This window comes from Aridibaculum aurantiacum (genome assembly GCF_017355875.1).
Taxonomy (GTDB): Bacteria; Bacteroidota; Bacteroidia; order Chitinophagales; family Chitinophagaceae; genus Segetibacter; species Segetibacter aurantiacus.
In genome coordinates this window covers 629,289-650,076 of record NZ_JAFEWC010000003.1, presented here as the reverse complement: position 1 = coordinate 650,076, position 20,788 = coordinate 629,289, and the positions used below count along the sequence as shown (strand labels likewise).

The following is a 20,788-nucleotide window of genomic DNA, read 5'->3' as shown; positions in this document are numbered from 1 at the left end:
TCCAAAAATTTTTAATAGGATAATTGAAGGAAGAAAATGACAATAATTCTGCAGGATTTACCTTGAGAAAAGGGATGGAAATCTGGAAGTAAAAAAAATATTTTGGCTCTATCAGGAATTTAATATTATTGCACACTTCGTTTTTGAAGGACAAAAGGATTTATATGAGCAAAAAGCAATTGTTTACATTAGAATATCCGGTGAGGAGCTCTCCCAGTATCTTATTTGAATTTTTAAGTACCCCTGCCGGCCTTGGCGAATGGTTTGCTGATAAAGTAGACGAGAATAAAGAACATATTTTCAGTTTTACATGGAATGACTCTACCGAGAAAGCTGAACTGGTAGAAATGCAGGAAAACAAGTATGTAAGGTTTCATTGGCTTCATGCTCCCAAAGAAGAATATTTCGAGTTCCAGATAGAAAAATCCGAAGTAACCAACCAAACAATTTTAGTTATCAAAGATTTTGCTGAAAAGAAAGATATAGCTGACCAAAGCAGGGTTTGGGAATACCAGATAAAAGACCTGTTTCATCGCATTGGTGCATAAAGCACTTCTACGAGTTTTGTAAACTCCGGCATTAGTAATGCCTCGATATTATCCCACTCTTGCAGTGGGATTTTTTTTGCCAGCTTTATAAAGTCCATTTGCTTTAACTGCTCTACCTGCTGTTGTGCTACAGGAATATAATTTTCATTAACGGCATGCTGCCACATATCGCCACCCACCTGTATTTGCCAGTTATCAAACTTGTTCTGCTTCCAAGCATATTCTACATTAGGTAAATATTGCTGTTGAAACTTTCCCTGCAGGTGTAGCGTAATGCTGAAGTAATTGCCCCACCAAAACAAGGTTCGTATGGCCTGTATTCCTTCTTGTTTGAAAAGCCTTGGATAATCCAAAACCAGGTATGGTAAACCTTCATACTTCTCTCCTTTCGAGATCTTCGGAGGGATGGTACTTGGTTGGTCATTTACCGACACCAATACCTGCTGGTATCTTTCACTCAGTGCTGCAAACTTGGATGCTACTTTATCTATAACATCATTTTTAGCCCTAATAATAGCGGCATCAGTGACCAGGCTAAACTCGTATGGTGTAAGTGACGACATGAAACGATTGTTAAAAACATCAGGCCTTTAGCCTATTTACCTATGGCAGAATGTAATCCTTTACATTTGTTGCCGCAGCTCAGAAAAAATAAACAAGGTGATCAAAAAATTAGATGCATTAATTATCAAGGCTTTTGTAGGTCCTTTTTTTGCCACTTTCTTCATCTCCTTGTTTGTATTAGTGCTGCAGTTCTTTTGGCTTTACATTGATGACCTTGTCGGCAAAGGACTTGACATCATTACATTGGCCAAACTTACTGGTTATGTAGCTGCTTTCAATGTACCCCTTGCATTACCACTGGCACTGCTACTCTCTTCCATCATGACCTTTGGTAACCTGGGCGAGACGTACGAACTGGTGGCTATAAAATCGGCAGGTATTCCCCTGCTGCGCTTTATGCAGCCTCTTTTCATCACTACCATTTTTATTGCCGGTATTGCTTTTCTTTTTGCCAATAATATCATCCCTGTTGTAAACCTAAAGCTGAATACGCTTAAGTACGACATCATTGTTTCCAAACCTGCATTCGACATAAAAGAAGGCATCTTTTACGATAAGATAGATGGCTATGTAATTAAGATAGGCAGCAAGTCCAAGGATGGAAGCGGTATTAAAAATGTGGTGATTTACGAGAAAAGTTTTGGCTTGCAGGACCACAGCATTGTGGCGGAAAGTGGTATCATGAGAGTTTCCAATGACAAGCGTTTCCTGGAATTTGACCTGAAGAATGGCTGGCGCTACCAGGAAAAAGGAAACCGTCTTACTACCAATACTGAGTTCATTCGCCTTGGATTTAAAGAATACAGGAAAGTGCTTGACCTGAGCGGATTTAAAATGAACAAAACGTCGGACAGCGCTTTCAAAGACAATTTTAAAATGCTAAGCATCCGGCAGCTGAATACCGTGATCGACTCGTTAGCCAGGTTTAAAAATCATTTTGCCATCAGAGGTCAATCACAATTAAGCGGCTATCTCACATTTCCTCAATACAAAGATTCAGGTCTTGTAAAAGTTGATAAGAAAGCTATTGGTAAAGTAACTTCTATCCGCGACATCATTCCAGACTCCGCATACAATCTTGTAACTGATAGAGCTGTACAACAGGTTAATGGTGCCATTTCTGCCGTTGATATGCTGTCAGGAGAATACCAGGGAAAACGGCAGGATTACCGATTTCACCTGATTGAATGGCATCGCAAACTAACCTTGTCTGTAGCCTGTATTGTACTTTTTCTTATAGGCGCTCCGCTTGGATCTATCATTCGCAAAGGTGGGCTTGGATTACCGCTTGTGTTTGCCGTTATCTTCTTTGTCATCTTTCACCTGTTCAATACGTTTGGCGAAAAGTTTGTAAAAGAAGGTGTGATGACCCCTTTTGGAGGCATGTGGCTTTCCACTGCAGTACTTATTCCTTTTGGTATTTTTCTTACCTATAAAGCCATGCGCGACTCTACTCTTTTTAATAAAGAATCTTACTACCGCAACTTCAAAAAGATCAGGCAGCTGGTGTTAAACATCCGCAAGAAGAAACCGCAGCACGCTTAATACCTTTTGTTTCGCCAGCCGGTTTTACCTTGCATCCAAATTTTAAAGCATGCAAATAAAAACGCGCTGGATCAAAGACCTTTCTTTTGAAGGCATATCAGATGAACATCATGTGGCTATAGATACAACCGTAGCTGGTGGCGGACACAATACTGGCATGAGCCCAAAACGCCTTTTGCTTTGCAGCCTTTGCGCCTGCAGTGGAATAGATATTGTGATGATCCTGAAAAAAATGAAGGTTGAATATTCATTGCTGGAAATAGTAGCTGAAGCAGAACAAACGACAGAAGATCCGAAAGTCTTCACTCAAATAAATGTTACTTACATAACAGATGCATCTGCTGAAGATGAAGCAAAATTTAAAAGAGCTGTGGAGCTTTCGCAGGAAAAATATTGTGGCATATCAATTATGCTAAAGAAACATTGTCCTATCAATTATACAATCGTTCATAAGTAGCAGCATTGCAAACGGCACAGTACAACCTCAAAGTTCAAAAGTGGATCACGGCGTTATCCATTGTGCTTTTTCTTGCAAAGATCATTGCCTACTACCTCACCAATTCTGTAGCTATACTTTCTGATGCATTGGAAAGTATGGTGAATGTGGTAGCTGGTGGTATAGGCTTGTACAGCCTGTACATCGCCGCCAAACCCATTGATGCCGACCATCCATACGGTCATGGAAAAGCTGAGTTCATATCTGCAGCGGTAGAAGGTACTCTTATCATTGCGGCAGGAGTGCTGATACTGTACGAGACTATCCGCACCATTATAGAACCTACCAGGATCTTTCAATTGAATACAGGAATGATACTGGTAGCTTCTACTGCTGTATTTAATTATATAGCAGGCAGGATCTGCATTAGCATTGGAAAGAAAAACAGCAGCCTTGCACTTGTAGCGAGTGGCCGACACCTGGTAGTCGATACCTATAGCACCATTGCAGTAACCGTAGGTTTGGTAGTAATGACCTTAACAGGTTTTGTATGGCTTGATAAATTAATAGCCGGTGCCATGGGTAGCTTTATCATCTACACCGGCTACAGGATCGTTCGTTTATCTATGGCAGGCATCATGGATGAAAGAGACATCATCCTGCTGCAAAGGATGGTAGATACACTGAACAAAAACAGGCGTGTTAACTGGATAGACCTTCACAACCTGCGCATCATAAAATATGGTAGCCGGCTGCACATCGATTGTCATCTTACAGTGCCCTGGTACCTCAATGTGCACGAAGCGCATGAAGAGATAGATGCTTTAGTAAATTTTGCTTCCTCGGAATTTGGCGATGCAATAGAATTTTTTGTTCATACAGATGGCTGCCTTCCTTTTAGCTGCCGCTTGTGCAATAAGTTTGAATGTACCGTACGCCAACATGAATTTGAAACAAAAGTGGAATGGAACCTGGACAACCTGCTGCGTAATAAGAAGCATCACTTATAGTTTCTCAAGTTCATAAAAAAACAGTACTCCCTATAATTGGCTCAGCCTCTGTAGTAACTTCTCAAATTAGTTTTTCAAGCTGAGAAGAAACGACAAAGGCTGATAGATGGCTGTGCAATCTTGACAGCGAAATTAAGTGCTAAAGTGTAACGTCAAAACGTTTTACCAGAAATTTTTGATTTACTTAATCGTATAGGATGTAAGTACTTCAGTGGTAGTAGATCCACTTATTCCTGCTAATGGTATAGACTGAACAACATAGCGGCTTTCTATTAGTCCTACACCGGCTGCGTAATACATATCCGCATCCACTATCTTTCCTATAGATGGCTCTACAGATACATCTAATCCTACCCTGATCACATTACTAAAGTTTACACCATTAACAGTACGGGATATACCTTTCTCTTTAATGGTATAAAGCATAGTAGCCGTAAAGGTTACAGGAAACTGCGGTACTGTAAAAGGTACTGTAGATTTCCATGTTGCATTGACAGCCGCGTTATCCTTCAGGTAAAGTTGCTCAAGCTGAACATTAAGGTCGGTGATAGTACCAAAGTCATAATACTCATTGCCGCTTTTGTTGCGATATTGATTTTCGCCGGTACTGGTGGTAAGCACCCTGTATGTTCTGTTGTTTACTTGTGTATCCCTATTGGTAGCAGTAATAGTATAATTGGATGGCGGGCCACCATCAGTGGTAGAGCGGTAAGTCCAGGAGCTACCTGCAGTAAGCGGACCAAAATTAGCAGAAGCAGTTGCATCGGTATTTTTTTTACAACTACCAGCCATGGATGTTATTGCAACCAAAATGACCGCATAAAAATAGATCTTCATATGTATAGGTTTAAACAGATAGATTAAAGATAGATTATTCTGCTATAGGTGGTGGATGAGCTACTAGCTTTTTTCACTCGTGCTATACTCAGTATATTCGCAGCCATTGTATTTTTTTATTCATCGCTAAAAAAACATAACCATGCAGGCATGGAAAGATTACCAGGACCAACACAAGGATAAATTCTTAAACGAGTTATTGGAACTGCTGCGCATTCCAAGTATAAGCGCACGAAGCGAACACAAAGATGATATGGCTAAATGTGCCGAAGCAGTAAAAGAAAAATTACTGGAAGCTGGCGCAGATAAAGTAGAAATATTTCCAACCGCAGGTCACCCTGTAGTTTACGGAGAAAAGATTATAGACCCATCCAAACCTACCGTGCTTGTATACGGACACTACGATGTACAGCCTGCTGATCCTCTTAACCTGTGGCACAGCGGACCTTTTGAACCAGTGATTAAAGATGGTAAGATCTATGCACGTGGCGCATGCGACGATAAAGGCCAGTTCTACATGCACATCAAAGCACTGGAAACAATGGTGCAGACCAATTCTCTTCCTACCAATGTTAAGTTCATTATAGAAGGTGAAGAAGAGGTAGGAAGTCCAAACCTGGCAACCTTTATCCAGGAGAAGAAAGAGATGCTGCAGGCAGATGTGATACTGATAAGCGACACAGCAATGATCAGCTTGGAAAACCCAAGCCTTGATGTTGGTGTACGCGGACTTACTTACATAGAAGTAGAAGTAACAGGCCCTAATCGTGACTTGCATAGCGGCGTATATGGTGGTGCAGTAGCCAACCCTATTACTATTTTGGCTAAGATGATAGCAAGCATGCACGACGAAAACAACCACATTACCATTCCTGGTTTTTATGATGATGTGCTGGAGTCTTCCGATGCAGAAAGAGCAGAGATGGCCAAGGCTCCTTATGATGAAGAAGAATACAAAACAGATCTTGGTGTGCAGGAACTGTGGGGAGAAAAAGGTTATTCTACCAATGAGCGCACAGGCATTCGTCCTACGCTTGAAGTAAATGGTATTTGGGGTGGATACACAGGAGAAGGTGCCAAGACAGTTCTTCCTTCTAAAGCATTTGCTAAGATCAGCTGCCGTCTTGTTCCAAATCAAACGAGCAAAAAGATCACCGAGCTTGTCATCAATCACCTTCAATCAATCGCGCCGCCATACATCACGGTTAAGGCCGAAGAACATCATGGTGGCGATCCTTACCTGACACCTGTTGACAGTATAGAATACCAGGCAGCTGCTAAGGCAATTGAAGCAACTTTTAATAAGCAACCTGTTCCTGTTCGTGGTGGTGGAAGTATTCCTATTACCTCGTTGTTCGAAAGTGTTCTTGGTCTTAAAACCATCTTCCTTGGCTTTGGTCTTGACAGCGACAACCTGCACAGCCCGAACGAGAAATTCGACATTGCAAACTTTTACAAAGGCATCGAAACTATTCCTTACTTCCACCAGTTCTACGCTGATTTGAAGAAGTAGTTCCGTACATAAATTTTAGATAATCCCACAGCGTATGTTGTGGGATTTTTTGTTTTAACCAACAGCAGGACCAATAGCAGCAGTTGTTGCGACGCTCCGTTCAACAGTAGGATCAATAGTAGCGAAGTGTTTTAGGATTGGGCTACGCCCAATTTGCTAATGCCATAGAAATATTTTGCTACAAACAGGTTTGGGCTACGCCCAATGCTTTTCACGATTTCATAAAGCTGCATGGATGCAAGTAGCTCCTGCAGACAGAAACTTATTAACCAAAATCATAAATCCGCAACTACAAGTCCGAAATCATAAGTCCGCAATCTTCAATTTTAAATCCGCAATCATCAATCTAAAATCAAAAATCAACTTCAATCTTCAATCTAAAATCTAAAATTCTCCATCCCAACCTACCTTCGCAGTCATGGAAAAGATCGTACTTATAACCGGCGCCACATCGGGTTTTGGTAAAGCCATAGTAGAGAAATTCGCTGCAGGAAAATGGAACTGTATCATTACCGGCCGTCGTGCCGACAGGCTTCATGCCATAGCTGATGAAATTCGTGAAAAACACCAGGTAAGGGTGCTAAGCCTTGTTTTTGATGTACAGAAAAAAGATGAGGTTTTTCAAAATCTTACCAACCTTCCTGAAGAGTGGAAAGATATAGATGTACTGGTAAACAATGCTGGTCTTGCTCTTGGCCGCGATCCTTTTGATGAAGGCAATTTAGGAGATTGGGAAACCATGATAGACACCAATGTAAAAGGTTTGATCTATGTAACAAAAGCAGTTGTAGGAAACATGGTGAAACGCCAGCATGGTCACATCATCAATATAGGTTCTATAGCTGGTAAAGAAGTATATGAAAAAGGCAATGTGTACTGCGCTTCTAAATTTGCTGTAGATGCTTTGAATAAATCTTTACGGATAGACCTTCTTCCACATAAAATAAAAGTAACCGCACTTCATCCCGGCGCTGCAGATACCGAATTTTCATTGGTTCGTTTCAAAGGCGATGAAGACAAGGCTCGTTCAATATATAATGGTTATACGCCACTCTTTGCTGAGGACGTTGCCGATATTGCCTGGTATTGCGCTACGCTTCCACCGCATGTATGCATCAACGATATGGTGATCACCTGCACTGCACAAGCCAATTCTGTACATCTTCACAAAGAATAATCGCATTGCTTGCCATTCTTTTACATCGTGCTGTTGTTCTACTGGAACGATATTAGCAGCATCTCATCCTTTTTAAGTAATGGCAAAAAAACTTTCAGACATACCTGTTTCTGTATTAGACCTGGCAACCATAGTTGAAGGAGATACAGCATCAGACGCCTTCAGGAAAAGCCTGGAATCGGCACAGCATGCAGAGCGACTTGGCTTTACCCGCTATTGGTTTGCAGAACACCATAACATGGAAAGCGTGGCTAGTGCAGCTACTGCTGTTTTAATAGGTTATATAGCCGGCGGCACTTCTACCATTCGGGTAGGTTCAGGTGGCATTATGTTACCCAATCATGCTCCACTTATTATAGCCGAACAATTTGGAACACTAGCCTCATTATATCCCGGCAGAATAGACCTTGGTGTAGGTCGTGCACCGGGTACCGATCCGCTTACATCGTGGGCACTACGAAGAGAGCGCAAAGGCGATGTAGATGAATTTCCCAACGATGTGGTAGAGCTGATGAACTACCTGGGGCCAAAGCAACCGGAAGCTAAAGTGCATGCTGTACCAGGACAGAATACCAACGTACCAGTGTGGATACTTGGCTCCAGTACTTATGGTGCACAACTGGCTGCCATGCTTGGTCTTCCCTATGCATTTGCCTCTCACTTTGCTCCTACTTACTTAATGGATGCACTGCAGGTTTACCGCGACAGGTTCAAGCCATCGCAGCATTTGCAGCAGCCATACAGCATGGCATGTGTAAATGTTATAGCTGCCGATACAGACGAAGAAGCACAACGACTGGCTACTTCTCTTTATATGCTTGCGTTAGGTTTGATAAAAGATAAACGCAGACCGCTTCAACCACCTGTTGCTTCTATGGAAGATCTATGGTCGACACAAGAGCAGGCAGCGGTAGAGCATATGATGCACTATCGTTTTGTAGGAAGCCGTGCAACTGTAAAAGAAGAATTAGAAAAATTTGTAGCCGCTACCGGTGTTGATGAACTGATGATTGCAGCTCATATTTACGACCAGGCAGCAAGAATAAAAAGCATGGAAATAGTTGCAGACATTTTCAAGAATCAAGGCTAAACCTCTTTTCAATTTACACAAATAAAAAAGCAGCTGTTGCATCATGCACAGCTGCTTTTCCTTTACATCCTTGGTTTATTTATTTGGATTAAGTATCCTGTCTATCCGCGCAATAGAGTCATCAATATGAAAACGTGTAAGATCATTCTGATGCTTTCCACTAGCAGCTTTTAGCTGTTGAGATAGTCTTACCAGCTGCGCCCTCACTATTGAAAGTATATCACTCTGGCTAACATTTACAGGTGTTGCACTTGCTCTTGTTGCAGTGGCAGTAGCGGGTTGTTCTGCAAGTAAAAATGCCATACGTTCTATATAAGCCTTCTGCAGGTTCCTCCTGTAGATGTCGATCTTGCTGCCGCTTGCCAACTCTTTCCAGATACCGCTTTGCAGCTGGGTGATCATCGTATTGGCATTGTAGTTCACGTTGTGAATATCATTCTCTGTAAGGCGTGTTAGCCTTTCAGCAGATAATAGTGAATTTAGATGCCTCACCTGCAGGCTGCGGATATTATCTACATGATTAGCATGATGGATATTGCGGACGATCTTTGCCTGGTGCAACCAATCAGGCGATGCAAAGGCATTAGCAAGCAGCCAATTCATAGAAGCAGCTTGTTCGCTTGCTGGTACAGGTGTATAAATATTTCCCTTCTGGTTTGGCTTCAGTCGCTCATTCTTTACACCTCCAATATTGGTAACCACATGACCTATGTACCTGCTCAATGTAGATGTAAGTTCACCATACAATTCAGAAAGATCTTCGTAATCGTTGGTTTCTGCAGCAGTCCAATCATATAATTTACCAGCAACAACTTTCAAGTTTTTTATAGCATACGTACTTGCCTTAATTGGATCGTCGCCTATGTTTTCCGTCTGGCTTTCAGGGTCAAAACTTTCTCCACTGCCAAAGCGGTAAATCGGATCGCCACTTTTTTCTTCTATCCATTTGCTAAGTGTAGGAATCTCTTCTTGTGCAGAGCGTGCATCAGGTAGATAACGGTAACCCCAGTTAATAACATAATGATCGTAAGGTCCAAGTTGTCTTACAAACCGAACACCTTTATCACCTGGTTGCGCTACATAATTAAAACGTGCATAATCCATGATAGTAGCAGCTATGCCAAACTTGTTTGTAAAGCTGGCGCTCCGCAATGAATCCGTAGGATAAGCCGCACTGGCCTTCATGTTATGAGGCAAACCAAGAGCGTGACCAATTTCATGGGTGATCACATACTTCATCATTTCACCCAGGTCTTCTATGGGCGTGTTAAGTGTACGAGCACTTGGATTAGCTGCACCCGTTTCAAGGAGGTACCTGTTTCTATAAGAGCGAAGGTGATTGTGATACCAGATAATATCACTTTCTATTATCTCGCCGCTGCGCGGATCCGATACACTTGGACCAACAGCATTGCGTGTTGTACTGGCAACATATCTTATCACTGAATAACGAACATCTTCAGGATTGAAATCAGGATCTTCCTGTGGTGTAGGAGGATCTTTGGCAAGAATAGCATTTTTGAAACCTGCTGTTTCAAATACCTTTTGCCATGCTTCTACTCCAGCTTTGATATACGGACGCAACTTAGCAGGCGTAGCAGGATCAAGATAATAAACGATAGGTTTTACAGGCTCCACCAGTTCACCTCTGCGGTATGCAGCCACATCTTTGGGTTCTAAACGCCACCTGCGTATGTACGATACATTATCTGCTTTATAAGCTTCACTGCCGTAGTCTATCCTGTTCACATTGAAGTAGCCTACCCTGTAGTCGTTGATGCGGGGCTGCATAGGAACACGCGGCAGCAAAACCATCGATTGGTTCATTAACACACTGATGGTGCCAGCCGCAGCATTGGTAGGCGGCTCAGCGGCATCATAACTCAGGTCTTGCCTTATTTCCACGTTCATCGGAAAGCTCTTCATGCTACTGATGAAACTGCGTGTTTCATCCAGCCTGGTTACTTTGTAATCGCGGCGCATAGCAGCTGTTATACCACTGATGGCTTTTACATCGCTTAAGAAAAACCTGCTTACATCAATCACGTACGATTGCGAGTCTCTACCTACTGCTGCTATATCAAAAGCGTAAATAATGGGCATGTAGTTGTTTGCCTGCACTGATATATTTATCGGCAATGAATCAGCAGAAAAATTGGATGTTGATTTGCTCCTCAGCAAAATGCGGTTGTCAACTTTTTCCCACACCACCATTTGTTCGTTTACAGATGATCCCGCATTTACAAAACCACCACCTAAACCAGAAGGAATGGCAGCAAAACGGGTGATCCATAACAGGTCGCGGCGTAGCAAGCTATCCGGCACTTCAAAATACCATTTATCGGCTACCTTATGCACGTTGAACAAGCCACTGTCGGTGATAGCATCCTTTGTTATCACCTGTGAATAACCCCTAACACCGGTTCGAGCTGTGGCTGCTGCGCGTGCAGTGGTATCTGCAGAACGGGCAGGCGGTGTTGGTGTTGGCGGCGGTTGTTGCGTTACTGAACACGACGCTGCCAAAGCCATTGCAAAACCAGTGATTACAATCAATGATCTATTTCTCATTTACTACTTTTTAAAGATGGTAAATTATGAAAAAGCTGTACAGCAGAAGCAGCTTCATTTTAAAAACAATAAATAGAAGAAAACCTGGAGGAGAAAGCTTGCAAAATGTGGCAAAGAAAAAAGGCCCGCCGAAGCGAGCCTTTCGATTATTGTGCCAGTGACACCCTTAGCTGGATACCTGCCCTTGTATTGGTAATAGGTGCAGATGTAGATATATAAGGGATCACTCTTCGTTGATCAAAATAGAATTTAATGTTCACCCTGTTGTTCAATACATAGTCAACGGATGGTTGTATGGTAACAACTTTTTGACCACCTGTACTGAACGAGTTGTTCTGGTCTAACCGGCTATTGCTGGTAGCGTCGTCACGAATGCTAAAGTCCATCCTGAAGCTAACGTCGTTCTCCAGTTTCTTACCCTTAGTAAAAGGTATCTTGAACGGCAGGTTAAAGCCACGTTTTCTCCAGCTTGCGCCAAAGGTATATTCAGTACTGTTCACCTCGCTCAGTTGGTAATCTACCAGGCTTAGGCTTAGCTGCCTGCTTTTCTTGTATTCAAACCTGGCGTTCATCTGTCCGGTTGTTGTGATGTCAACACCTAGTAACGGGCTGAATGATTCCTGGATGGTAATGTTTGGAACCAGGAAGTAAGGAACAAAATTACCTGACACTGAGTCAACAAATCCAGGTGCAAAATACCTGAACGGATCAGTGTACAACAAGGCACTGCTAAAGCTGTTCATACCCAGGCTACCATTGTAACCATGCGTGATGCTGATAGCACTAAAGTTAGCAGCAAGTGCAGGTATACGAGTTAAACCAGTATAGGTCATCCGCCAGTTCGGCAAAGGCTTGATTCCTTTGAATGGATTAGACTTAATGTTCGGGTTTGATTGTTCAATCAGCGCCACCGACTGCGGGTCTTTACCTGTATAAGCAGCCAGGAAGGAAGGTATCAATACATCCTGCGCGTACCTGCCATAACCACGGAAGAAGCCATCTGCATCACGGCCTAAGCCAAGCTGCTGGTGGTAAGGATTTGCCTTGGCCAATCTTTCTGATAAAGTGAGCCTGTAACCTTCAAACTTCTTGAAAGTTTCAGACACCTCTGTCGGGCTGTTCTTATTGAACAACGTTTTAAAGGCGATATAAGAAACCTGGAAACCTCCTGTTGCCAATGGGCTCAGGTGTTGGAAACCACTATCAGGAGAAACCATTTTGAATTGCTCAGTATAATCCTTGGTAAAGGTTTTATCGAGGTTAAGGTCAATAGTGAATTCCCTGATCGGTTCTATCTGTGCAGTGATGCTCAGCTTCTGGTCAAGGCTCTGCCTGAACATAAAGTTGAACGTAGTATCACGGGTGATCAATCCTCTTGCTGCTTTATCATTCAGCCAGCTGGTGTCGGGTTGTTTTCCGAAAACATAATCCAAACCCGGAGCCATGGTATTCCAGTTTTGACCTAATGCCCTGGTGCTATCGGTATAGCCCGGAACGCGGCTTCTATAGTTCTCGCCATAGTTTATGCTGGCTCTTTTAACCATTGTCAACAAACGACCACCGGCTTTGGCTACACCACCAATATCCATTGGCTGGGCCTGCCTTAGCTGCCTGCGCTCACGGCGTTCATCGCGGCGTTGCCTTCTCCATTTGCGCAGCGCCATCCGCTTTTCTTTACCTGTTTTTCCTTCTATTACTTCCTGGCGTGTTGGTAATGTAGATGGCTTCTCCAATTGCTTATCTGGATTTCCTGCGTTAGCGGCACTTGCATCGCCACCTTGAACACCTGGTTTACCCTTTTCCCTATTACGTGGTTGCTGCGGTGCTGCAGCATTGTCTAATGACCTAAAGAAGCGGCTCTTCATATACAACCTGGTGAAATCAAATTCTCCATTGATGTTGTTCTCCTGGCTGTTCTCTATTGTATTCCCAAGATCGATAGCCAAGCGACTTGCACCAATCCAGTTGTACGTGGTTGTATAGCTATAACGGGCATTGATCCAATCAGCAAAAGGTATTTTACTTAATGGCAGGTTGTAGCTGGCAATAGCACGCTGCTGGTATAGCGTATTCCTTCCACCACTCAACAGGTTGTCACGGACTGTATCCTTTTTAGGACGTGTGTCAATTCTTCCTTGTGGCTCATCGATACGTGCATTGTTAACTGCAGAGAAATCCAGGTTCAATCCACGGGTAAGATCCCAACGCATATTGTAGTACCTGTCGAAGGTGAAGAACTTATCCCAGGTAGTATCTACTCTTTCCACTTTGTTGTCGAAACTGTTTACAATTCGCGGCACAAATTCGCCGAACTGCCTGTTTAGATCAGCACGGAAACCAATCAGAGATGGCGTTGGATTGAAGTTCAGATCACGGATCAATCCATACCATGGAGAACGCGATTTAATGACGTTCTTGAACGGCTCCCAATACTTTGGCTGGTTGTTATAGGTATAACCAAATCCTCCACGATGCTTTACCACATCGTTCTTTAGAATGAGCGGACTTGTTTGCTCAAATTTTATGAAGGAATAGCTGACGTCAAAATTGCTCAGGCTCCACAGACGCACCTTATTGCCAGAAGGCATGATACGCACATTGGTAAGGTTGATTGTTTTGATAGTCGTTCTATCAATGGCAGCCGTACGAATAGAGTCTCTTTTGTTACCAGAGTAATTCAGTTTATCCCTCAGCTTTATATCAAGATCGTATGGATCGTATTCAGGTGTACGAATGGTTTGGTTGATGCTCGCATAAAGCGGAACGGAAAGGTTGAGTGCTTTAGGCAATAGCTTACCCATTTCCAGGTTGGCGGCCACATCAAATTGTTTGAAGTTTTCCCGTGCTCTTTCATTTACCCTTTGCTCCAAGGTACCAAACCCGGCGGTATACATATTGGCAGCTACCGATACAGTTCCAAGGTCGGCGAGGCCTACATCTACTCTTCCGGTAGCGGCATAACCGCCACGTTCATCCAGCTTGCTCAGCCGCAATTCGTTTATCCAAACTTCTGCATTGGCTATAGGCGAAGCGCCAGGCACTTCCACGTTCTCTACTCCCACTAATATAGCTCGTACCTCTCCGAGGTTCGGATTTCCTTTTATGGCGAATAATTTATTACCTATCGTTTCCTGGTAAAAATCATTAGGGTTAATCTGTCCGCCATTTCTCCTCACCTTTAGTTGTACCAGTTCCTGTATGTCAAAATCAAGATTGTTCGGCTCTGGCCAAACGGCTTTCTGCCCCGTTTCTGTATTGGGATAATTCCCCGGCAGTGTAACCTTTAGCGGGATACGTATTTCGTAGTAGTTGTTTAAAAAGTCGTTACCAATACGAACAATTGCATGTAATTGGTCGTCTACCACGTTTGAACTTCCTACAACACTTTCAGCATGGATGAACATATTTAGTTTACCATACTGCCTCATATCAAGGTTCATGTTTTTGAATGCCCCACGAGGATCGCCATAACGCAGATCACGTAGTTTAAAACTCATTGCCTGCTCGTTCTGCAACAGGTTTACACCATTGTTGCTCAACTGCTGCACACGCTCAATTCCAGGAGGAATAAGATAGTTAACCGGACGACGGCTGCTGTTCTCCTCTACGTTCACCGCAAGTACATTGAAGTTGTTGTTTGCACTACGCGGCAGCGGAACATATTGTCCTGTTGTATTCACCTGGAACTGGAAGTTTCTCCACTGGTTACGAACAAGGTCAAGACGAGCAAAACGCAGCACTACCTCTTCCTCGAAATCAGTAAGGAACATACGCATGAAGCGTATTGATTTGAAATCTGGAATGTTGCCAACGCGCTGCTCATAATCAGCTATAGGTACACGGAACAGGTACCAGTTTTCAGTACCGGAAGTACCATCTGCATAACGCGCAGTGATGACGCGCTTGTCAGTAATATATTTGTCACCAATGTCCATACCTGGCTTCAGGTCTATCATGTACTGGTAATACTCCTCTGACTCATTCAGTGTATTGTCCCTGTTCAGGTCTTCGTTGTCAGGGTATAAAGTAGCAGCTGGACTGAATTGTGAATTACCTGTCGCTATTGGTGAGTTGCCTTGAGGATTATTGAAATGCTTGTAACGGCCAAGTATATCTGTGTTGCTGGCATCATAACGCTCGTCGCGGTACCAGCGATAGTTATCGTTGCTCGGGTCGTTCAGTGCCTGCTGGTAAATCGTAGAGGATGTACCAAAAACAGTAGCCAGTTCATTCAAATAACGTTGATGCCTTGCTACCTCCTCTGTATCATTCATTCCATCCAAACCTACATCCTGGAACTGTCGATCAGCAGGGTCATTACTGAATGCCTGTGTTACTTGTATCGGGTTAACTGGAACCTTACCCCATGTAGAATTTTCAACGGCTGTAGGCTGATTAGGCGTTGGCAGTCCATTTTCAAAGAACCTACGGCCATCTTTCAAAATATCTTCACTCAGCGTACCGAGGTTCAGGTATAATTTACCACCGCGGCTTGATGTATTTTTGATGAAAGGATCCTGCACCCAGAATTCAATAAACTCCACGTTACTGGTCTCAAAATCCGTTTGATCTATTGCACGCATGATACCCGCCCAACGGTTGCGCGGGTTCACCAGGTTACCGGCAGCATTTAATTGACTAGCCCTGCTTTCAAAATTATAAGGACCTCTTTCAGTAGGATAATAGGCAAGATCAAAAGTCACCAGCTGGTTTTGTCCAAGATCATTTGTACGCTGCGGAAACAGTTCCTGGTTGGAAACTGCCCGTACACGTGGATCGCTAAGTTTGGCAAGATCGCGGCGCAATGGGTTGTTAGGACTGTTCTTATCCTGCAGTATCGGTTCAATATTATACCACGCCAGCTTTGCCCTATTTTGGTTATAGGCTACACTATCCGTTAAAGTAGCTTCAGGGAATAGGCCATTGTTTTGTGGCGTACTGGCCATCACCCATGATACAAATGGAAAACGCAGATCTATGCTATTTCGCGTTCCTTCAAAGTCATCTATATAAATAAGTCCCTGCTCGCCTTTTCCAATCTGTGGCGGGTGACCCGGTTGCAGGTAAGCAGCTTCACCATATGCATTGATTGTGGACATGGTATTGCTGTTGTAAAACGGCAACTTATTTAGTAACCTCGTCAGGCCGGCAGAATTTGTACGGTAATTGAAGTCGAGACCATACATGGTATTACGAATAGGATCATCGCCATAATTCATCTTGGTAAAAAATGGTCGTTCTCCCAAACGAACAACACTGGCACCTAGTGAAAGTTTTTTACTGGCCAGGTAATCCATGCGCAAGCCCATAAAGTTTCGTTGCTGCATACCAAAGCCTGCATTGTTCTCAAACTGCACATTCACAGGCAAGCCGCTATTCAAAATAGCCGGGTTCAGTATCTTGACACTTCCCAAATTGTAATCAATGCTAAAGTCTACGCCTTCACGCAGTATTTGCCCACCAGATGTAACTGTAACAGAACCTGGTGGTACGTTGAAAGCACCCAGGTATATTTCAGACGAAGAGTTTCCTTTACCCGAACCCTGCATCACGTATCGGTTCACGTTGGCAAAGGTTTGTGCAATGGCTTTTATGGAATCGTACAACTGGTAATAAACATATTTCTCTTTTAGCGGAACTGGTTGGTTCCTGAAAGCAAGGCTATCAAGGTCTTCACCAAAAGGTTCAAGTAAAGGGAAAATGATCTTGCCTTGCTGCGAAAGAACAGTGAAGCCTTCTATATAATCGAATACACCATCAGGCATCGGGTCGTTCTGGTTGTTCAGCCTGTCAAGGTTGAGTATACGCAGCAATGGACGACCTTCCACTGCCGGGTCACTTTCTGGTAAGAACCTTTTCAAACCACCACTTGGTTCTTCGTAAAGAATGTTAAGTTTAAAATCCTGGCGCTGTACACCTGGCAGATCAAGTGAATAGACATTCTTCATCATCCAACGCCAGATAGGAAGCATTGGCCTTTGAGAAGTGGCTTTCAATAATTTTAGAAACAATACTTTTTGTACACCCTGGCGTGATGAGTCTAGTGCAACATCCTGGGAAAATTCACCTACCTGGTAAACCTTACCATTGTAAGTATATTGATATGCTACAGCCAATACTTCATCTGGTTGTAGTTGCTGGTTCAGCGATACGAAACCAATTTGCGGGTTGAAGAAATATTCATTTGGATTCAGCTTGCGGGCAAATGTCTTTTCAAAATCCTCTACCGGCGTTAAGCCCATAGAAAGCAAACGGCTATTGATCAGCGAAGGATTTCTTGTGTTTGGATCGTTGAGCAAACGAGTGTACAAATCGTTAGCAGAGTTATTTGGCAAAGCACCCGCACCTGCCTGGCTCCTAATATTGGTATTATAGGGTGCGCCTTCACCAATATCCATAAAACCTACTACGTCTCTTGTTTCGGTGGTGGCGCCGGTACGGTTGGTTACCCACACCTCCATTCTTTGTATTTGCACCTGGCTGTTTACTACAGGCAGGTTTCGCATCGCCTTATTATAGTTGTCCCTGAAGTAATTTCCTAAAAGGAAGTGCCTATTCTCCTCATAATCATCCAGTCTTTTTTCAAAACGTACTGTAGAGGCACCACCTTGCAGCGCCAGGTTTTGGCGTTGTGCACGTTGATTGGCCAATACACCAGTAACGAAGAGTCGCCCAAATTGTAGCTGAGTTTTGATACCAAATAGACTTTGAGCACTTGGAATCAAAGTTCCTTTACTGGTGTACGATACATTACCAGCTTCTATGGATTTGATGATCTCATCATCCATTCCTTTGTAATCCAGCTTTAGCTGGTTTTCAAAATCGAAGTTGGCTAAGGTGTTATAGTTGATAGGAAGTTTCAGCTTGTCTCCAATGTTTGCCATCACGTTCACGTTGGCATTCATATCAAAGTCAAAACCGCCATTGCGGCGGGCTCTTTCAGGTAAGGTTGGGTTCTTAATATTCTGTCCCTGGTAACCGGCTAGTATGTCCACATTTCCCTGCGGCCGTATATCTACTTTAAAGCCATTGGGACCAACACCAAAGATCCTATTGAAAAGCTTGTCGTAAACTTTTAATTGAGGTCGTTCCACCTTCCTGTTCAGTACACCCAGTGTGCTTGCTCTCTTCTGGAAATATTCACGCTCAGCCTCCCGTGCTTTGAAGCGCATCATTTCTTCGAAGGTGAGGTAAGTAGGTGTGCGGTAGTAGTTGTTGCCTATCTTTTCTACTATGAAATATTGCTTGGTAACCGGATCGTATTCAATATCTCTTTTAATATAAGAGGTATCAGAAAAGTTGAAGGGATTGTTTGAATTATAGGTAAATGGATCGCCCCTTCTGTCGTTGATAGGGAAACGTGTGGTGTCCTTGGAATTGGAAGAAGTTTGTGCAATAGCACCGCTACTCCAACAGGAAGCGACCATCAAAAGCAGTGAAATAATAAATGGAAGAAAGTAACTCCGGCTCAAAATCTAATGCTGTTTTTAAGTACAGATCTTATCTATAGGCTATAGGTTTTTAAGCGCTTTCTTAATAAGTTCTTCAACGTTTAAGTTTTCAGAAGATGCCAGCACCTTCTTAATTGCCTGTTCGGCATTAGGTCTTGCTATTCCCAGTGATATAAGGGCATTCAAAGCATCCGTTTCTATTGGAGACTGTATAACGGATAAAAGTTTATTTTCATTATGCTGCTTCGCTAATTTGTCTTTCAATTCTAAAACAAGGCGTTCAGCTGTTTTCTTGCCTATTCCTTTGATACTTTCTAACAGCCTGGCGTTGCTTTGCACAATTGCTTTCACTATCTCATCAGGTCTCATTCCAGACAACATCATGCGGGCTGTTGCTGCACCTACACCTGAAACACTTATCAATTCTTTAAAAAGATCCTTTTCTATCGTATCGGCAAAGGCGTACAGGGTTTGGTTGTTTTCTGTAATGTGCAAATAAGTATAAAGCTGCCCGTTATCTTTTTCACTGATAGCTGAATAAGTATTTAGACTTATATGGCACTCATACCCTACCCCATTTACATCTACAATTACCTGGGCCGGGTTCTTCACTGCAAAATTTCCTCTAACAAAAGCTATCACTAACTGGTTTTTATGGGGGCATCAAAAATATACGAAGGGTTTCAGAGTACAAATAATTATTTATTGTACTGGTGATACAACTACACAAATGGATAGTATCTGCTACCTTAGCCCCCGATTTCAAAACCAAGAATAAAGAAATCATTTTATTTGCCGAATTAAATCTTTATAACCCCAAATGCAGCATACACTAAGAGCAGCGATCACAGGTGTAGGAGGATATGTTCCCGAATACAGGCTCACGAATAAGATATTGGAAACGATGGTGGAAACCAACGACGAATGGATAAAATCAAGAACCGGGATTGAAGAACGAAGAATCCTGAAAGGAGAAGGCAAAGGCACATCCGACCTGGGAGCTCCGGCTGTATTGAACTTGTGTGAGAAGCGTGGGATTGATCCTATGGAGATCGATTGCCTTATATGCTGTACGGTTACGCCCGACATGACCTTCCCCGCAACGGCCAATATAATTTGCGATAAAATAGGTGCTAAAAATGCTTTCAGCTTCGACCTTGGTGCAGCATGCTCTGGGTTTTTATATGGCGTAACCATGGCAACTACCATGATAGAAAGCGGACGTTATAAGAAAGTAGTAGTAGTGGGTGCCGATAAGATGAGTTCGATTATAGACTATACCGACCGCACTACTTGTATTCTTTTTGGTGATGGCGCCGGAGCTGTTTTGCTGGAACCAAATGAAGAAGGACTTGGCATTGTTGACACGGTTTTGAAATCGGATGGCAGTGGCGCAAAGTACCTGCACATGAAAGCGGGTGGTTCAGTTAAGCCTGCCACCATAGAAACCGTACAGGCACGCGAACATTACGTTTACCAGGAAGGTCAGTCGGTTTTTAAATTTGCTGTAGTGGGAATGGCAGATGCCGCTTATGAACTGATAACAAGAAACAATGTAACAGGCGATGATATTGCATGGCTGGTTCCGCATCAGGCTAACAAGCGTATCATTGATGCAACCGCTAACCGCATGGGAATACCCAGCGAAAAGGTGATGCTGAATATTCACCGTTATGGCAACACTACATCAGGTACCATTCCTCTTTGTTTATGGGAATGGGAAAGCCAACTGAAAAAAGGTGACAACCTGGTATTGGCAGCTTTTGGTGGTGGATTCACCTGGGGAGCAACGCTGGTGAAGTGGGCTTATTAGGTGAGAGCTGGTCGATAGATGCTGATGACTTAGAGGATACTGGATGGCGGATACTAGATGGATGCTGATGATGCATGTTGAATATTGGTTGATGCTGGATACTTGAGACAACTAAAGTTTATTATACGTCCACCAGTCGTAATAACCACTCGTAAGAATTATTTTAAAAAATATGATTTGGAGGCAGCGCATGATGGTGATATTGTATCACTGGTATGTACAGTTTCCTCGAAAGA

Annotated in this window: 13 protein-coding genes; 8 read left to right on the top strand and 5 right to left on the bottom strand. The window is 43.1% G+C overall.

Annotated elements, in window-relative coordinates; all coding sequences use genetic code 11:
* The first annotated feature begins 164 nt into the window (after nucleotides 1-164).
* Nucleotides 165-548 carry an START-like domain-containing protein gene (locus J4N22_RS16345; RefSeq protein WP_207496398.1) on the top strand — a complete coding sequence of 128 codons (384 nt, stop codon included), beginning with the start codon at nucleotides 165-167 and terminating at the stop codon, nucleotides 546-548.
* Here the strand turns inward: J4N22_RS16345 and J4N22_RS16340 are convergent.
* Nucleotides 530-1,111 carry a hypothetical protein gene (locus J4N22_RS16340; RefSeq protein WP_207496396.1) on the bottom strand — a complete coding sequence of 194 codons (582 nt, stop codon included), beginning with the start codon at nucleotides 1,109-1,111 and terminating at the stop codon, nucleotides 530-532. The two genes, J4N22_RS16345 and J4N22_RS16340, sit on opposite strands and share 19 nt — an antisense overlap.
* Nucleotides 1,112-1,208: 97 nt before the next feature.
* On the opposite strand from J4N22_RS16340, the gene J4N22_RS16335 reads away from it, so the two are divergent.
* From J4N22_RS16335 to J4N22_RS16325, 3 genes are read left to right on the top strand one after another with little or no spacing between them, the layout of a single operon-like run.
* A complete protein-coding gene (locus tag J4N22_RS16335; protein ID WP_207496394.1) occupies nucleotides 1,209-2,657 on the top strand; it encodes an LptF/LptG family permease in 1,449 nt (482 codons plus the stop codon).
* A gap of 49 nt (nucleotides 2,658-2,706) precedes the next feature.
* Nucleotides 2,707-3,114, top strand: coding sequence for an OsmC family protein (locus J4N22_RS16330; RefSeq protein ID WP_207496392.1), 408 nt, complete (start codon nucleotides 2,707-2,709; stop codon nucleotides 3,112-3,114).
* A gap of 5 nt (nucleotides 3,115-3,119) precedes the next feature.
* Entirely contained in the window at nucleotides 3,120-4,103 is a 984-nt protein-coding gene (locus J4N22_RS16325; protein ID WP_207496390.1) for a cation diffusion facilitator family transporter, read from the top strand.
* 180 nt (nucleotides 4,104-4,283) lie between these two features.
* Here J4N22_RS16325 and J4N22_RS16320 read toward each other — a convergent pair whose 3' ends face one another.
* Nucleotides 4,284-4,940, bottom strand: a complete 657-nt coding sequence (locus tag J4N22_RS16320; RefSeq protein WP_207496388.1) for a hypothetical protein — start codon at nucleotides 4,938-4,940, stop codon at nucleotides 4,284-4,286.
* Between the two features lie 142 nt (nucleotides 4,941-5,082).
* Between J4N22_RS16320 and J4N22_RS16315 the strand changes: the two genes are divergently transcribed.
* The 3 genes from J4N22_RS16315 (at nucleotide 5,083) to J4N22_RS16305 (ending at nucleotide 8,720) form a co-directional block, all read left to right on the top strand.
* Entirely contained in the window at nucleotides 5,083-6,453 is a 1,371-nt protein-coding gene (locus J4N22_RS16315) for a dipeptidase (protein WP_207496386.1), read from the top strand.
* 418 nt (nucleotides 6,454-6,871) lie between these two features.
* A complete protein-coding gene (locus J4N22_RS16310; protein WP_207496384.1) occupies nucleotides 6,872-7,630 on the top strand; it encodes an SDR family NAD(P)-dependent oxidoreductase in 759 nt (252 codons plus the stop codon).
* A gap of 79 nt (nucleotides 7,631-7,709) precedes the next feature.
* Nucleotides 7,710-8,720 (top strand): LLM class flavin-dependent oxidoreductase, encoded by a 1,011-nt coding sequence (locus tag J4N22_RS16305; protein WP_207496382.1) that lies wholly within the window; start codon nucleotides 7,710-7,712, stop codon nucleotides 8,718-8,720.
* Nucleotides 8,721-8,795: 75 nt separating this feature from the next.
* Here the strand turns inward: J4N22_RS16305 and J4N22_RS16300 are convergent, their stop codons facing one another.
* The 3 genes from J4N22_RS16300 to ruvA all read right to left on the bottom strand — a co-directional run bounded on the left by J4N22_RS16300 (nucleotide 8,796) and on the right by ruvA (nucleotide 19,381).
* Nucleotides 8,796-11,288 (bottom strand): zinc-dependent metalloprotease, encoded by a 2,493-nt coding sequence (locus J4N22_RS16300; protein ID WP_207496380.1) that lies wholly within the window; start codon nucleotides 11,286-11,288, stop codon nucleotides 8,796-8,798.
* A gap of 146 nt (nucleotides 11,289-11,434) precedes the next feature.
* The gene (sov, locus tag J4N22_RS16295; RefSeq protein ID WP_207496378.1) at nucleotides 11,435-18,715 is read right to left on the bottom strand and encodes a T9SS outer membrane translocon Sov/SprA; all 7,281 of its coding nucleotides are present in this window, start codon (nucleotides 18,713-18,715) and stop codon (nucleotides 11,435-11,437) included.
* An 84-nt stretch (nucleotides 18,716-18,799) separates the two neighbouring features.
* Entirely contained in the window at nucleotides 18,800-19,381 is a 582-nt protein-coding gene (ruvA, locus tag J4N22_RS16290) for a Holliday junction branch migration protein RuvA (protein ID WP_207496376.1), read from the bottom strand.
* Between the two features lie 178 nt (nucleotides 19,382-19,559).
* Here ruvA and J4N22_RS16285 point away from each other — a divergent pair, with 178 nt between their 5' ends.
* Nucleotides 19,560-20,552, top strand: a complete 993-nt coding sequence (locus tag J4N22_RS16285) for a beta-ketoacyl-ACP synthase III (protein WP_207496374.1) — start codon at nucleotides 19,560-19,562, stop codon at nucleotides 20,550-20,552.
* Nucleotides 20,553-20,788: the final 236 nt, after the last annotated feature.